Origin of the sequence: Flavobacterium caeni, from assembly GCF_900101895.1 — a bacterium.
In the GTDB taxonomy this organism is placed as follows: Bacteria; Bacteroidota; Bacteroidia; order Flavobacteriales; family Flavobacteriaceae; genus Flavobacterium; species Flavobacterium caeni.
Map to the genome: position 1 here is coordinate 14156 of NZ_FMVF01000017.1, position 15717 is coordinate 29872.

General features: G+C 46.0%; 12 protein-coding genes. 6 read left to right on the forward strand and 6 right to left on the reverse strand.

Annotation, left to right across the window (positions count from 1 at the left end):
• Positions 1-326 precede the first annotated feature (326 nt).
• Together BLP55_RS14140 and BLP55_RS14145 are read right to left on the reverse strand one after the other, a co-directional pair.
• Positions 327-1703 (reverse strand): NAD-dependent succinate-semialdehyde dehydrogenase, encoded by a 1377-nt coding sequence (locus BLP55_RS14140; protein ID WP_091145862.1) that lies wholly within the window; start codon positions 1701-1703, stop codon positions 327-329.
• Between the two features lies 1 nt (position 1704).
• Positions 1705-2538, reverse strand: a complete 834-nt coding sequence (locus BLP55_RS14145) for a universal stress protein (protein ID WP_091145866.1) — start codon at positions 2536-2538, stop codon at positions 1705-1707.
• A 142-nt stretch (positions 2539-2680) separates the two neighbouring features.
• On the opposite strand from BLP55_RS14145, the gene mnmE reads away from it, so the two are divergent.
• From mnmE to BLP55_RS14175, 6 genes are all read left to right on the forward strand, one after another.
• On the forward strand, positions 2681-4072 hold the full coding sequence (gene mnmE / locus BLP55_RS14150; protein ID WP_091145869.1) for a tRNA uridine-5-carboxymethylaminomethyl(34) synthesis GTPase MnmE: 1392 nt from the start codon (positions 2681-2683) through the stop codon (positions 4070-4072).
• Positions 4073-4743: 671 nt separating this feature from the next.
• Complete coding sequence (locus tag BLP55_RS14155; protein WP_091145873.1) at positions 4744-5043, forward strand: helix-turn-helix domain-containing protein; 300 nt, start codon at positions 4744-4746, stop codon at positions 5041-5043.
• A gap of 1 nt (position 5044) precedes the next feature.
• On the forward strand, positions 5045-5992 hold the full coding sequence (locus BLP55_RS14160; RefSeq protein WP_091145876.1) for a BT4734/BF3469 family protein: 948 nt from the start codon (positions 5045-5047) through the stop codon (positions 5990-5992).
• The gene (locus tag BLP55_RS14165) at positions 5993-7264 is read left to right on the forward strand and encodes a DUF3987 domain-containing protein (RefSeq protein WP_091145879.1); all 1272 of its coding nucleotides are present in this window, start codon (positions 5993-5995) and stop codon (positions 7262-7264) included. It begins immediately after the preceding gene.
• A 274-nt stretch (positions 7265-7538) separates the two neighbouring features.
• A complete protein-coding gene (locus tag BLP55_RS14170) occupies positions 7539-8012 on the forward strand; it encodes a lipocalin-like domain-containing protein (RefSeq protein ID WP_091145885.1) in 474 nt (157 codons plus the stop codon).
• 1 nt (position 8013) lies between these two features.
• Complete coding sequence (locus BLP55_RS14175) at positions 8014-8367, forward strand: hypothetical protein (RefSeq protein ID WP_091145888.1); 354 nt, start codon at positions 8014-8016, stop codon at positions 8365-8367.
• A 407-nt stretch (positions 8368-8774) separates the two neighbouring features.
• Here the strand turns inward: BLP55_RS14175 and BLP55_RS14180 are convergent, their stop codons facing one another.
• From BLP55_RS14180 to BLP55_RS14195, 4 genes are all read right to left on the reverse strand, one after another.
• Positions 8775-10916: a glycoside hydrolase family 97 protein gene (locus tag BLP55_RS14180; protein WP_091145891.1), complete on the reverse strand. Its 2142-nt coding sequence runs from the start codon at positions 10914-10916 to the stop codon at positions 8775-8777.
• A gap of 72 nt (positions 10917-10988) precedes the next feature.
• Positions 10989-12749 carry an endo-dextranase gene (locus tag BLP55_RS14185; RefSeq protein ID WP_091145895.1) on the reverse strand — a complete coding sequence of 587 codons (1761 nt, stop codon included), beginning with the start codon at positions 12747-12749 and terminating at the stop codon, positions 10989-10991.
• A 1-nt stretch (position 12750) separates the two neighbouring features.
• Positions 12751-14223, reverse strand: a complete 1473-nt coding sequence (locus BLP55_RS14190) for a SusE domain-containing protein (protein ID WP_091145898.1) — start codon at positions 14221-14223, stop codon at positions 12751-12753.
• 3 nt (positions 14224-14226) lie between these two features.
• Positions 14227-15705 (reverse strand): RagB/SusD family nutrient uptake outer membrane protein, encoded by a 1479-nt coding sequence (locus tag BLP55_RS14195; RefSeq protein WP_244503470.1) that lies wholly within the window; start codon positions 15703-15705, stop codon positions 14227-14229.
• Between the last annotated feature and the right edge of the window lie 12 nt (positions 15706-15717).

Sequence of the window (15717 nt, forward strand, 5' to 3'; positions counted from 1 at the left end):
AAAGGACGTCTTATTGGGCGTCCTTTTTTTGTTGCCAGGCATCTGGGTAGATGACTGGAAGTTTTATCCCTTGGGCATTGCGTCACCAGCTCGCTTTGCTCGGGTTACCGAACACCTATTTAAAATATTGACCAAATGGAGTAATTGCTATCGCAAGCCCTAAGTCACGACAACGTAAAAGAAAACTTTAACAAAATGTACAGAAAATCTGTATCCAAGTGATTTTTATATTCCGTAGGGGATACCTTCATAGCCCCCTTCCCTACAGTAAAAATAAAGATTTAAAATATACTTTCAGTACAGAAAAACTGTAATCTTTCAGCCTTTTATGGTTCGATTTGCGGCACATAAATCAACTTCCTGTTCATAAATTCCTCCATGCCCAGCGCCGACAATTCTCTACCGTACCCGGAATACTTGGTCCCGCCAAAAGGCAAATCGGGTTGCGACGCCACATTTTTGTTGATGAACACCATGCCTGTATCGATTTGATTGGCTACGCGAACGGCCCTTTCGACATCCTTACTGAACACCGATCCGCCGAGCCCGAAACGCGTGGCGTTGGCCAATTCAATCGCCTGTTGTTCGGTCTTGACCCTGTAAAACGAGGCGACCGGGCCAAAGATCTCTTCGTCGTAGGCAACCATTCCGGGCTTGATACCGGTCAAGATCGTGAATTCCATAAAAGCGCCTTGCCGATCGATGCGCTTTCCTCCTACCAAAATCTTCGCACCCTGTTTGACCGATTCGGTAACTTGTTGCACTACTTTCTTGGCGGCCTCCTCGCTGCTGAGCGGCCCTATTTGCGCGGCGCGGTCCATGGGATCCCCTACCTTGAGGTTTTCGATTTTTGATTTGAACTTTTGCAGGAACGTGTTGGCCACCGCTTCCATTACTATTAAACGTTTCGACGACGTACATGCCTGCCCCATGTTGTTGAATCTGCCTGCTATGGCCTTCTCGACGGCCAAGTCAATATCGGCATCGTCGAGTACGATAAACGCATCGCTCCCACCCAATTCCAACACCGATTTTTTAATGTTCCTGCCCGCAGCTTCCGCAAAACTGGCACCTGCTGCTTCGCTCCCCGTAAGCGACATCCCTGTGATCCTTTGGTCTTCGGCAAGCTTCGCGACGCGTTTGGCGGCGATACGCAGATTGGTAAAAACACCATCAGGTGCGCCCGCCTGCTTGAACAATTTCTCGATCATGGCAGCGCATTGCGGCACGTTTGAGGCGTGTTTGAGCACCACGACATTCCCACCGACAATGTTGGGCGCGGCCAATCGGGCGACTTGGTTGAACGGATAATTCCACGGTTCGACCGCAAGGACGATCCCGGTTGATGTCAGCCGTACAAACGCTTTCCCCGAATCGACTTTCATGGGTCGGTCTTTCAGGAATTCGGCGGCGTTTTTTGCGTAGTAGTCATACACCGACGCGCACATCTCGATTTCGGCCTCGCTTTGCGCAATGAGTTTGCCCATCTCGAGTGTGATCAAACGAGACAACTCGGCTTTCTTTTCGCGCATCAATTCGGCTACTTTTTGCAGCAATCGCGCGCGGGCTTCCAGCGGTGTATTCCTCCAGGACTGATAGGTTTTGTGGGCCTTGGCGATCTTTCTTTCGAGTTGGTCGTCGGTCAATTCTTCAAAAGTCTTGACCACTTTGTTGGTGTAGGGGTTTACGGTTTGTATCGGCATATCAATTCTCGTGCAGCGCCAAAATCGGGATTTGGATGTGGTGCGCGATTTTTTTGGTTAAACTATGGTGGAACAACTCCTCGAGAAAATTGCGTTTGTAGTGCAGCATCGCGAGCAGATCTATTTTCTCGTTGTCGGTAAAGCCAAGAATGGTGTCCTTGACGTTTTCGTTTTCGATGACATGGAACTGTACATCGTACTCTCCGAATACATATTCCCAATCGCGCATCGTGACTTCCTTGACATCCGAATGTGACGTACGCACGTACAAACAATGCACCTGCGCATTGAACCCCTTGGCGATCTTGACCACCTGGTGCAACGCCTTGCGGTCTTTGTCCTTGAACCGTGACGTAAACGCGATGTTGGTGATGGCGTGGTACCGACAGTGTTCGGGGATGGCCAGTACAAAGGCGTCGGTTTCGGCAATCACGGTACCGGCGGTCGAACCCAGAAACGTTTCTTTTAATCCCGACGCGCCCTTGGTTCCCATCACCACATATTCGATATGGTCGCGTTTGCACAACATCTTGATGTTGGCCACCAGATCGCCCATGAGCAGTTCGTGCGAAAGTTTGATGTGCTCCAGCCCGTGCTTTTGCGCGATGTCCCGCAAGATCGGCACCTGCCCTTTGTAGTTTTCAAACTGGCCCACCTCGAGCACGTCGTACATCTCTAGCAAGTAATTGGGGAAGCCCTCGTTGTCGATGATGGGCAAATCGTATACATGCAACGTGATGATTTCGGCCTTGAGGGTTTCGGCCAATTTGAGCGCATAGGCAAACGCGTTGTTGGATACTTCCGAAAAATCGGTTGGGAATAAAATCTTTTTCATGGGTGCGGCTGTTGGTTACCCTAAATTTACGAAATCCAAAACCAACACACGGCAAAGTTTATCATTTTGTTAGGGTTTTGACGGCTGGGCGATTTGGCGTAATTTTGCACCAAGGCCAAAACTCGGCAAAATTATTTTAGAGATGAACGAAGAAACCATCGTGGCGTTGGCGACGCCATCGGGCGCAGGCGCCATCGCGGTCGTAAGGCTTTCGGGCCAGCAAGCCATTGGTATCGGCAACCAAGTGTTCCGATCTATCAAAGGCAAAGACCTCACGCGGCAAAAGTCGCACACGTTGCACTTGGGGCACATCGTAGACGGCGAATTCACGATAGACGAAGCGCTCGTATCGGTGTTCAAAGGGCCCAACTCCTACACCGGCGAAGACACCATCGAGATTTCCTGCCACGGATCGACGTTTATCCAGCAGCAAATCATCCAACTGTTGTTGCGCAAAGGCGCGCGCATGGCCCAACCTGGCGAGTTCACGTTACGCGCATTCTTGAACGGCAAGATCGATTTGTCGCAGGCCGAGGCCGTCGCCGATTTGATCGCGTCGGACAACGAAGCGTCGCACCAGATCGCGATGAAACAAATGCGCGGCGGTTTCTCTAACGAAATCGCACAGTTGCGTCAGGAGCTTTTGAATTTTGCCTCACTCATCGAACTCGAGCTCGATTTTGCCGAAGAAGATGTCGAATTCGCCGACCGTACTCAATTCAAGGAGTTGCTGGGCCGCATCGAATTTGTCCTCAAACGCCTGATCGATTCGTTCGCCGTGGGCAACGTGATCAAGAACGGGATTCCCGTGGCCATCGTGGGCGAACCCAACGTGGGCAAATCGACGTTGCTCAATGCGCTTTTGAACGAAGAACGCGCCATCGTGTCGGACATTGCCGGTACGACGCGCGATACTATTGAAGACGAATTGGTGATCAACGGCATCGGATTCCGTTTCATCGACACGGCCGGCATCCGCGAAACCAAGGACGTCGTGGAAAGCATCGGCATCAAAAAAACGTTCGAAAAGATGGAACAGGCGCAGGTGGTCGTTTATTTAATTAATAGTGACCAATTGATAATTAATGATGGATTGCACGCGGTGAAAGTCGAAATCGAGAAGATCAAAAACCAATTTCCGCTCAAACCGCTGGTCATCATTGGCAACAAAGCCGATAAACTCTCGCAAGACCAAACCGCATCGATCCAATCTGAAATTCCTGAAATTTTGATGATTTCGGCCAAACAGGGTCTTGGCATCGACGAGCTCAAAAACCGTTTGATTTCGTTTGTCGACACGGGCGCGCTGCGCAACAACGAAACCATCGTGACCAACACGCGCCACTATGATTCGCTGCTCAAGGCGCTCGCCGAAATCCAAAAAGTGCAGTACGGTTTGCAGACCAACCTCTCTTCAGACCTGATGGCCATTGACATCCGCGAAGCGTTGTACCATTTTGGCATGATCACGGGCGAGGTGACCAACGATGAGTTGTTGGGGAACATTTTTGCGAATTTTTGCATCGGAAAGTAATTTTGTTTCTTTTATTTGTCAAATCCTTGATATTGTTGACAAATTGACGATGTTGTTTTCTTTTTTTTGTTGCCCAATTGCCACTTATTGCAAATTTTTGTTGCCTAATTGATGTCATAACACCACCTTAGTTATATCAATGAAAAATTCGAAGACATCTTACAATTTTGGGGAGACGGGAATTGGGAACAAGGTGCAGTCGGATTTGCGCGATCTTTCGACGAATATCCGTTTAAAAACGAATTTAAATTCAAGCTGGCGAAATCTTATTACCGTTTTCTCACCGAGAAAGGTTTGTTCGTCGTTACTAATGACAAGCCAACACCAAACGAATTGATATTATGCATTGTCAGACTCCTTGAAATGTCGTTGGTGACAATTTCCCCGACAGAAGAATCGGACGAAGCTAAAATTAAAGTAGTCAGAAACTGGATACTTCGTTAATCATCGCCTTCTCGATGCGAGATTACTTTTAGTTACTATCATAGAATATTTTATTCATAAAAGCCTGATTTTCAATAGTAACAAAATCCTTTGAAATCAGGCTTTTTCTGTTCCTGTCACCACTTTGCTTTTGCTTTTACTTTGCTGCACAGTCATGAAGAACTCTTTGCGCCTTGGGTTTGGATTGATTGAAAGGCGGCACAGAAACAGTTTAAAAAAGCAAAATCATGTTAGAAAACGTAATCATTCAAAAACTCGACGAACTCGGAAAGATGATCGAAAGCCAGTCGCTACTTTCCAAGGATGTCCTCAATCTCAATGAAGCGGCATCGTACCTCGACGTCTCACAAAATCACCTTTACAAGTTGACCTCGACGAAACGAATCCCGCATTTTTGTCCCAACGGCAAAAAATTGTATTTCAAACGCACAGAGCTTGACGAATGGCTGCTCAGCAACCGACAAACAACCTCGGACGAAATTGAGAAGATGGCCACGAATTACATTCTGAAAAACAAACGACCGTAAAATGGAGGCTAAAAAAAATTACGGCGCTGTGAGCGTCTATCAAAACTTCCGCTGCTTCGGTGTCGAAGATTTAACCAATCTACTATTGGCCATCCGAAGCGACAAACACCAATCGAAAATCAACTCAATCAGATACGCGTTGCACAAGGGCGATGAGGAATCTGCCGAAACCTTAAAAAAAGAGCTGGATGCGTTTACCGCGTCCGGCATTTTTGAAGGTGGGCGGTCGCAGGCAAACCTCAAATCCCACTCGGGTTTCGTCTGCTTGGATTTTGATGACATTCCGCGCGAAGAACTCGACAACGTCAAGTCGAAAGTTTGTTCAAGTCCTTTTACGTTTGGCGCATTCATCAGCCCAACCTGCACCGGAATAAAGGTATTGGTGAAAGTGGAGCCGGACAATTCTAACCACCTTGAAACCTACGTAGCAGTATCAAAATTCTATGAGGCACTCGTGGGTCATGAATGTGATCCAAAATGCAAAGACATCACCAGACTTTGTTTTGTTTCTCACGATGAAGATTGCCACATCAACCCGGACGCAACAACCTTCATTCCTACACCGAAAAATGATTCGAAATTGGCCAACAACGACCAATTACCGGAAGAGGCTTTGGAAAAATGCCTGAAGTTTACCGAAAGGCAAAACGAGTACCGAAAAGGCAATCGCAATAACTTTATCTTTCAATTCGCGAGTAACGCAAACCGATGGGGAATTAGTGTAGAACACACAAGGGATTTCTGCGTTTCGACATTCGATTTGGGTGAAAAGGAAATTACTGACACCGTCAAAAGCGTCTACCACAATCACTTTGCAGAGTTTGCAAAGTTTGCAAACTCTGTAAATTTTGATGATGGGATGTCAGACTCGGGTACAGAGTTTACAGTCGAACAGTGTACATGCTCTACCCCACTCATTCCTGAATGGATATATTCGACGCTTCCTTAATTGATTAAAAATGGTACTGATGTATTTGATGACGCGCGTCAAAAAGACCTATTTCTTACTGCTTCGCTGACAGTGTTGTCTGGCTGTTTGCCGAACATCAAAGGTCTGTATTTCCAAAAGATTGTGTTTGCCAATTTATATTCTTTTGTAGTTGCACCTCCCGCGTCGAACAAAGGCGCATTGACCTTTGCAAAAGATTTGGCAAAATTCTATCATCAGGAAACCGTCAAAACTTCGAAAGCAGAGCGAGAGAAATATGAACAGGAACTAAAATGGTACAAAGCAGAAAAACGCGGCCGCGAGAGCGACACCGCATTAGAGCGCCCGATTGAGCCACCTTTGAAAGTTGTGCTTATTCCTGGCAATGCAAGTACCGCAGCAATTTACATGCACCTTCAGATGAATGGCGGCTCCGGTATCATCTGCGAGACCGAAGCAGATGCGATGGCTCAAGCTTTCAAACAAGAGTGGGGCTCTTACTCTTACATTATGCGACAGGCATTTCATCATGAGTCAATTTCGTCTACGAGAAAGGCAAGTCAAGAATATGTAGAAATTGACGAACCGAAGTTGTCCATTGCATTGACCGGCACGCCGAATCAGGTCAAGGGCATTATTCCTTCGGCTGAAGACGGATTGTTTAGCCGATTCATTTTCTATTCGTTCGAGTCCACTTCGGTTTGGAACGACCCATCACCCGAGGCAGGCTCCATGAATTTAACCGAGCACTTTAGGTCGCTGTCGGTGAAAACGAATGAACTCGTCAAATTTTACAAAAACACGAATGTGTATTTCGAACTAACCAAATCACAATGGGAAAAACTGAATCGGGCTTTTGACAAGTACCTCAGCGAAGTAGGTTTGTTTGTCGAAGGAAACGCAGACAGCATTGTGAAAAGACATGGATTGATTCTTTACCGGATTTGCATGATTTTATCTGCGATACGCCACTTTGAAAACTCAAGGGAGAGCACGAAGATTCTTTGTTTAGACGAAGATTTTGACACCGCTCTTACATTGATTGACGTTTACATTCAACATAGTATCGTTGTTTTTGGGAATCTTCCGAAACAAACTGAAGACATTATGTTTGAAATTGGAAGCAAAAAGAGAACGTTCTTTGAAGCATTGCCTTCAACATTTAGCAGAAAGGAAGCGGTAAATTTGGGTAAATCATTTGGCATCCGTGAACGAACAACCGATAGCATCTTGAAAAAAGCCAGAGGCAAATTGCTTGAGCATTCGGATTACGGATTATACAAAAAGATGTAAACCGTCCCAAAAGCACATTGCGCTTCAGCTTTTAGAATTTTTCACCTCGGGTTGACCAATCACGCTTAGTTTACTATATAATAATCGTGCTGTTAGCATTATTGTCAGTCGCCGAACTACCACTTCAAAATGACAAGGACAGATAGTGTTACAACGCGCCCGTCTGGGCGTGGCTGTATCCGTTGTTCTTGTAGGCCGTGGTAGGCCTGGCGGCGCGCGGAGAAGGCTGCGCTCTTTTATTTTCAAAGAATACGAACCGCTTAACTACCACATCATGAAAAAAATCCTTTTGATGGCGCTATTTGCGTCAACGTTCGCCTGTTCAAGCAGCGACGACATTTCTCAACCAACAGTACCGAACACTCCGCCGGAAACGCAACATTTATCAGGTCGTTGGAACCTCAGTCACAAATCCGTTAATGGTCAAATCCAAGCCATTAGTGATTGCGAGGATCAATACAACTATTATCAATTTTCCGCTGACGGCGGCGCGATTGTCGGAAAGTTTCGCATGTACCAAGTTGGGATGACGAACTACTGTGAACAGTCCACGACTGAAGGTGATTACACCATCGAAGATGGCGTTTTGACTTACACGAAATCATCGGGTTATGTCTCGAAGTACAATGTGATTAGCGCCAACGATTTGACCATCAAACTCGAAATGTTTTACTACACGACCAATCTTGGAGAAATTAACGTTCCTCAAAATGAAAGAATAATCGAAATCTGTAATAAAGCCGAATAAAATGGGACCAATAGCACATAACGACTTCGGTGTGGTAATAGACGGGAAATTCCACAAAATCGATTGGATGCCGGAACTGGTAGATTCACTTTCAAAAAAAGTGATTAACAATATTATCGATCAAATCGAGGATCATCTTAGTAGAAATCCCGCCAAGCAAGTCTCAGGCGAAAGAAATTATAAGGTTCGACAAGTGGCCACGATGACCCAAAAGTCAGTCGCGACAATCACACATCATTGTCGCATCGGCCTATTGAAAGCCAGTAAAGTTGGCAAATCCTGGCTCATTACAGAAGAGAATTATCTGAGTTACAAGAACAATATTTATGACCCAAATCAAGTCATTAGGAATTAGGCCATAAAACTAAAACTGATCGCCAGAGTTAAAAATTTTTGAGCCACTACTATCCGCTTATCCTATATCAAGTTCCATTTTTAAAGAACACCGAACAAAAGCCAAAAAGTTTTGTCGGTGTTCTTTATTTTTGACCCCATACCCAATATTTTTTTGGTTTTCGTTCAAGGCAACTTACTTGATTATAGGGGGTACCCTCTTGAAAAGTGTCGCATAAAAAATGCAATTTAAATTTTAGAGTGTATGTTATTAAAAATCAAGTTGTTAAACAAAAAAGGCACTACATTCGTATGTACTTGCGTTTGCGCGCGCGCAGCTTCTCATCTTTTCACCCCCGACTTTCGTCACATGAATACATCTTGATTTTGTTGGATCTTCCGAATATCAATGCTATTGGCTTCTATCTCCTAAATTTTCTTTAGCCCTTTTGCCTCACTTTTCGTCGATTCCATGACGCTAATAGCGTAACCACCTCCCGGCGCTACGAATTGCGACAATTTTGAATTGTTGTTCACGACAACTTTTGTAATCTGATAGGCCTGCGGGTTTGTTTTGTAATCTGCGTCCTTGGCATCAGCATATATCGTAGCGATGTAGGTTTTACCCGATTCCAAAAAGTCAAAAGAGATTGTCGATGTACGGGACTGTATTCCACCAACGCTACCCACAAACCAGTTGTTGGTCCCTTTTGCCTTTCTTGCAACGGTAACATATTTAGCTGGTTCGGCTTCAAGATATTCACTGTCATCCCAGTCTACCGCAACGTCTTTGATGAATTGAAAAGCATCTGGAAATTGGTCGTAGTGTTCCGGTAGATCTGCTGCCATTTGAAGCGGACTGTAGAGCGTGACATACAATCCCAGTTGATTGGCTATCGTAGCATTTACGTGGGAATTGTTGTTTGGACTAAATTTCTTTAAATCCATTTCAAAAATACCGGGTGTGTAATCCATCGGGCCGCCGATCAACCTTGTAAATGGGAGTATTGCGGCGTGATTTGGCTTGGAACCGCCAAAAGCTTGATATTCGGTTCCTCTGGCAGCTTCATTCCCGATGAGATTCGGGTAGGTACGCGCAATTCCGGTCGGTCGTACCGCTTCGTGGGCATTCACCATGATTTTGTATTGCGCCGCTTTTTCAATCGCATATTGGTAATGATTGACAATCCATTGGCTGTAATGATTTTCTCCGCGTGGGAGTATTGGACCTACATAGCCGCTCTTTACGGCATCATATCCGTTGTCTTTCATGAATTTATAGGCGGCATCCATATGGCGTTCATAGTTGCGCACAGAACCCGATGTCTCGTGGTGCATGATCATCTTAATGCCTTTTGATTTTGCATATTCATGTATAGCTTTGACATCAAAATCAGGATAAGGCGTCACAAAATCGAATACATAGTCTTTGGAGTTGCCAAACCAATCTTCCCAGCCTTCGTTCCAGCCTTCAACCAAAACGCTGTCAAATCCGTGTTTTGCGGCAAAGTCGATGTATTTTTTTACGTTTGCGGTAGTCGCGCCATGTGTGCCGTTTGGCTTGGCTTTGCTGTAATCGGTAACGCCCAATTGTACGGATGGAAATTCATTGGTGTAAGACCAAGAAGTTTTGCCGGTGATCATTTCCCACCAAACACCAACGTATTTTACGGGTTTTATCCATGAAGTATCATCAATTTTGCAAGGCTCGTTAAGATTATAGGTCATTTTCGATGCCAACACATCCCGCGCATCGTCACTCACCATAATTGTTCTCCAGGGTGATTGACAAGGGGATTGCATGTAGCCTTTGTCCCCTTTTACATCAGGGGTCAGCCACGATTCAAAAATCAGATTCTTGTCGTCAAGATTCAAGTGCATACAGGCATAATTGATCAGCGCCGCTTCATGCAGGTTGATGTAGATATTGTCTTTGGTTTTGAGCATTAGAGACGTTTGTACGCCGGTTGGAGAAAACGACGTCTGCGCCAGATTGCTGGTGATTGATTTTTCCATCAGCCCTCTTATTTCAGAAAGTTTGGATTCGGTATAATCGTATTCCTGCGTATCATAGTCGCCTGGAATCCAGAATGCGGTGTGGTCGCCCGTCATCGCAAATTGGGTGCGCTCTTCCTTGATTACAAAATAGTTGAGGTTCTTTTGCTGCGGAAATTCATACCGAAAGCCCAAGCCCTCGTTAAAAAGCCGGAAGCGGATAATCATCTGACGGTTCGTTTCGCGCTGGTTCAGCGTGACGGCCATTTCATTGTAATGGTTGCGGATGGAAGCGACTTCGCCCCAAACGGGTTTCCAAGTTTCATCAAATGAAGTTGTTTTGGTATCGGACACCGTAAAATCATTCAACAGCGACTTTTGGTCGTTTTTCAACGTCAATCCCAATTTGCTGGTTTTAATCACTTCTTTTCCCTTGTAGGTCAGCTTGTAGGATGGCGTACCATCTGGCTGGATGTCAAATTTCATGACCAGATTCCCGGCAGGCGATTTCAATTCTTGTGCGTTTACTAAAACCATCGCGGCGCAAAGGCACGCTACTAAAAAAAACTTCTTCATTGTGGTGTATTTCCGGTTTAAAAAAATGACCCCCGAAGATTTACCGGGGGCTAAAAAATATAATCAACTAACTCATTCGATGACAATCATTCCCCAATATTTCAGGAATGGTATTTTTAAATTGATGCTGTTTCCGTTCTGCGTGTAGGTCAATGCAACCGCCGCTCCTCCGTTGGTGTCGGGTGAAGCATACCAGACTTTGTTGACGGTGCCATTTACTTTGATGTTTACGACAGCCTGTTTGATGTCTGTCGGCGTGTTTTGATTGCCGTCTGTGTCACGCCAGTTGAGCGAATTGGCATTGGTGAAGTTAAGCAGATGCACAACTTGTTTGGCACCGACTTGTTTGCCCACAACCGAAACTTTTCCCATACTTGGCGGCCAACTCCCGACATTGATTTTTCCATCGCCCGTACTGACAACCGGCTCATTAAAAGCACCGCCGTCGCGCAACAAATTCTGGTAAGCCACCAAGAAATCGTAATATTCTGCAAGCGATGACTTTAATTCTGCGGTCATGCTCAGGTTTTTGTTCGGAAAATATTCCTTGGCCAGCATGTGTTCGCCCAATTCAAGGTGCGATCCACCGAACGCAAAAATAACCGCGTCGGCCAGCAAAACCCCAGGGGTATTGAACACGCCTTGCCCGTTGGCTTTGTTGTAGTTCATGTAAGCGGCAAGAACCGTGTTTTTGGTATTGTTGCTGTAAGTTGCATTGTCCGACAAAATTTTGGTTAAGTCTTTAAAACCTTCATTTGGCGACCAAACTTCACTGTACAAAAAGTCGAGCGATTCATTGGCCATCTGCTGCTGACCAAATTGATTGACGGCGTTGAAAAGTAAGTGTTTGTTGGGATGTGCGGTTTTCATCGCAGCAATGAATGGCGCGAATGTGTTTTTGAGGTCTACTCCTGTACCGCCATAATTGTAAACATTACCCCTATCGCCGAGTTGGTCAATGTGATATCCGTCAAAGTCGAAAACCTGGTAGACATCGTTATTTTGTTGCGCCAAATAATTCTGCCAATCGGTATTTGCGGGATTGGTGAGGTAAATGTTGCTGATGAAAGGTGCGGCAAGCGGATGGAAATCGATTGTGTTGTGATTGGCATCTTTGTAGATGAACATTTGCGGCGTAATCAGGCTATGGTTGTAATCATCGAGTACACCGTAAGCAAGGTTGTAAAACATCGCCTTCATGTTTTTTTCGTGCGCTTTGGCAATGTAACTTTCGACGGTGGTTTTGTAATTGTCGCGATTAATGATATCGTTCCACACCGGCATCGGATTGCTGACCGAACCGGCAAGCGGCTGGTGTTGCCTGTACATCCAATCGTAGAATTGCAGGCCATTGATGTGGAATTTGGTGAGGTTGTCGATAATAGCAGTCCTTTCCGATTCGGTATTGTTACCATATTCAGAAAGGAATCCATAACGCGGAAATTTGGCCCAATCGGACGATACATCAACTGCGGTGGTTCCCAAAACGGTGTTTGTTCCATCGCTGTTAGGGACATAAACTTCTACCATATATCCTTTAAAGTCGTCCGATGGTGGTGTCCACGTCCATGAAGTGGCGGTAAAGGGCTCTTCGCTGATCGTGGTACCCAGATGACTGTACCGGATCATGGCGTTGCTATACATTTTATCTGCTTTCATCTGAACCGCCTCACCCGGCATATAAGCCCCTTTGTTTGTAGAAAGTTCTACTTTTTGCGTGACCGGATCAGGTGCATAATAGATGGCGCCTGCATCGTCGTCATTGTTGCAGGCCAACGCTATGGCAAAACTGAAGCAAAATATAAATCTCGAAATATTCAATCTGTTTTTCATCTTAGTTGATTGTTAGCGAATTGGTATTGAGGTTCAATGTAATGGTATGCGTGCCTGCTTGAGCCGCCGTCACTACCCATTTGTAATCGTTCCCGGAACAGTTTTCATTGAACCCAAAAGCGGTGTTGCTGATACTTTGGCTTGGGGAAGCTGCCACAATTTCTGTTCCGTCGCACCAATTGGTGTTGAATTTAGTGAATTTAAATTCGCCTGCGTTTAGATTACCCGTCCAGGTGTAGACGCCACCGCTTTTGCTCATTGGCGTAAAAGACCCCATATTCCAGCCGTTTGGCGTGGCATCGCCGATAAGGTACACTTCTACCGGCGTGATGTTGATGACGTTGGTTAGAGTATTCAATGTGATTTTATACCTTCCCGCTGTCGCACTGGTTACTTGCCATTTGTTGTCTACGTCACATCCTGAATTTTGCGCTACTGTTGTTTCTGTCAAAACTTGGTTGTCGACCAAAGGCCTGTACCACTGCCCGCACCAATTGCCCGTCGCACCGGCAAGAATTTTAAAGTTGCCCGGCGTCAATGTGGCCTCATAAGTAAAAATATACGGGTCGGCTGTGACTGTAAAAGGTTGCGGGGTATCGATGTTCCAACCACTCGGGGTCGCATCGCCTACCATCCAAAGCTGCGTGAACGGCGGAGTGCCGACAGATTGTATGTTAATGGTCAGATCGAGAACATTTACTGTAATCGTGTAATTGCCCGCATCGGTAATATTCCATTGAAGATCGTCACCGCTTCCATTCTGGTTGTAGACCATTTTGTTGGAATCTGTAGGGTCTTTGGTATAAAAATCCTGGCAAAAACAACCGTCTTGGTTTACGGCAAACTTGAAAGTACCGTTGCTTAGCTGTCCGTTGTAGACAAATTCCGCCGGATTCGTGGACGAAACGGTCAGTTGTGCCGAATTTCCAATATCCCAACCATTTGGGGTAGCGCTTCCTACTATAAACAATGTTGTTGTCAACGGCTGGTACGGCGTAAATGTCAAATCGACCGTTGAGGTTTGAACAGGTACGCTCTGATCGGCGAATGTCGCTGTGATTCGCGCCTGCAATGCGATGGGTGTTCCCGCTTGTGCATTGAAAGTCGTCAACAGTATTTGGTTCAGTGTCGCTACGTTCAAATCGAACGCATATTTGTTGGTACCAAAATCGTATTCAATTGGATTCGAAAAATTATTCTCGGTTTTATCGATTTCCAATTTATACGATATCGAAGAGCCCGTGTTTTGGTTGGTTCCGGTGGTCCAAGTAAAAGTAAAGTTGTTGAGGTACATGCTCGGGTCCAGCACGAGTTCGGTAGTTGACACGGATAGTTTTAAAGGTCCCGCCTGGCCAATATTGTCATTCAATTCGTCATCGTTCGTACAGCTAAACAATACCAATAAAAGCGAAGGCAGCATTAATGCCCATTTAGCCCATCTTGTATTCTGATTTCTATTCTTCATAATAACCATTTTTTAGTAGCCTGGATTTTGAGATAAGTTAGGGTTTCTGTCACGCTCGATTTGCGGTATCGGGAGCAACAGAAAGTGTTGGTCTGCATTGGTCTTGCCAATGGAATGCAGGAAATTCAATCCGTATTGACCGTTGTCCACGCGTACAAGGTCGAACCAACGATGGCCTTCAAATGCCAATTCGATTCTTCTTTCCTTGAGCACTGCATAGCGAAAATCGAGTTGCGACATTCCGGTTGCAATAGCTCCGAGTCCGGCGCGGCTGCGTACCTGGTTCAACGGCGCTTCGGCTTGCGCGGTCTGTCCCAATTCGTTCAACGCTTCGGCCTTCATCAGCAAGACGTCTGCGTAGCGCAACACCGGAAAATTGAGCGGGCTGCTGTCAAACGATGGACTGATACTTTGCGGAACCAAAAACTTGCGCACGTTGTATCCCGTATTCGACCATGACGGGCTGTAACTGGTGCCTTCGAAAGTTGGTCCGCCGTCATACAACACCGTGACGTCTTTGCGCAAGTCGCCCGACTCATAATTGCTTACGAACTCGGCGGTAGGTTGGTTCCAGCCATAGGCTCCCGCCACGAGGTTGGAACTTCTCGGCCCCATGAAAGCGCTTGTCCAAGAGGCTTGGTTCTCGTTGCTCCAAAAGTCATAGCCCGCGTTGGCTACATATTGCACTTCAAAAAGCGATTCGTCCGAGTTTTCGGTTTGTGCGCGGAAATTATCGGCATAGTTGGTGTTAAGGCTGTAGCCCATGCTTTCCAATTCTGTGGTGAGGGTTACGACCTGTTGCCATTGTTGTAAAGTCAGGTAGACTTTTGCAAGCATTCCCATAGCACTCCCTTTAGACGCCCGGCCTTTGTCGGCATCTGCGTATTGTTGCTTGGTGGGCAGCAATTGGATGGCGTTTTCAAGATCGCTTACGATTTGGGAATACACGGTGCTGGCGGAAGTGCGTGCCGGATACAAATCGCTGTCTGAATTTTGTGGCTCGGTAATGAGCGGCACATCGCCGAAAAACCGAACCAAAATAAAGTAATATTGTGCCCTTAAAAAATAGGCTTCACCAAGACTGCGGTTTTTGATCGCTTCATCGATAGCCATGGCCGGCGCTTCTTTGATGACGATATTGGCACGCAAGATTCCTGGCCACGGTCCGCGCCAAAGATCGAGTACACCTTCATTGGAGCTGTTGGTGACGAAATTCGCAAGGTTGGTCGTCTCTATTCCGTCTTCTCCTCCACCGGCACCCACGATACTGTTGCCTGCGAAAATATCGGTAGTCCACATTCTGAGGTTGTAGAGTTTTGCCCATTGAAGCGGCTGGTAGGCGCCATTGACTACGGTAACCAATTCTTCGGCAGTCGTCGGGTAATTTTCGGTGTTGATGGTGTCTGGTTGGGTTTTATCCAAGAAATCGTCACTGCATTGCACCAATGAAAGCGACAATAAAAACATCAGGCAAATTTTAGCATATTTCATTTTCATCGTTTA

Bases quoted from the DNA above. Each gene is read 5' to 3' on its own strand.
- BLP55_RS14140 (WP_091145862.1), bottom strand. From the start codon at position 1,703: ATGCCGATACAAACCGTAAACCCCTACACCAACAAAGTGGTCAAGACT.
- BLP55_RS14145 (WP_091145866.1), bottom strand. From the start codon at position 2,538: ATGAAAAAGATTTTATTCCCAACCGATTTTTCGGAAGTATCCAACAAC.
- mnmE (WP_091145869.1), top strand. From the start codon at position 2,681: ATGAACGAAGAAACCATCGTGGCGTTGGCGACGCCATCGGGCGCAGGC.
- BLP55_RS14155 (WP_091145873.1), top strand. From the start codon at position 4,744: ATGTTAGAAAACGTAATCATTCAAAAACTCGACGAACTCGGAAAGATG.
- BLP55_RS14160 (WP_091145876.1), top strand. From the start codon at position 5,045: ATGGAGGCTAAAAAAAATTACGGCGCTGTGAGCGTCTATCAAAACTTC.
- BLP55_RS14170 (WP_091145885.1), top strand. From the start codon at position 7,539: ATGAAAAAAATCCTTTTGATGGCGCTATTTGCGTCAACGTTCGCCTGT.
- BLP55_RS14175 (WP_091145888.1), top strand. From the start codon at position 8,014: ATGGGACCAATAGCACATAACGACTTCGGTGTGGTAATAGACGGGAAA.
- BLP55_RS14180 (WP_091145891.1), bottom strand. From the start codon at position 10,916: ATGAAGAAGTTTTTTTTAGTAGCGTGCCTTTGCGCCGCGATGGTTTTA.
- BLP55_RS14185 (WP_091145895.1), bottom strand. From the start codon at position 12,749: ATGAAAAACAGATTGAATATTTCGAGATTTATATTTTGCTTCAGTTTT.
- BLP55_RS14190 (WP_091145898.1), bottom strand. From the start codon at position 14,223: ATGGTTATTATGAAGAATAGAAATCAGAATACAAGATGGGCTAAATGG.
- BLP55_RS14195 (WP_244503470.1), bottom strand. From the start codon at position 15,705: ATGAAATATGCTAAAATTTGCCTGATGTTTTTATTGTCGCTTTCATTG.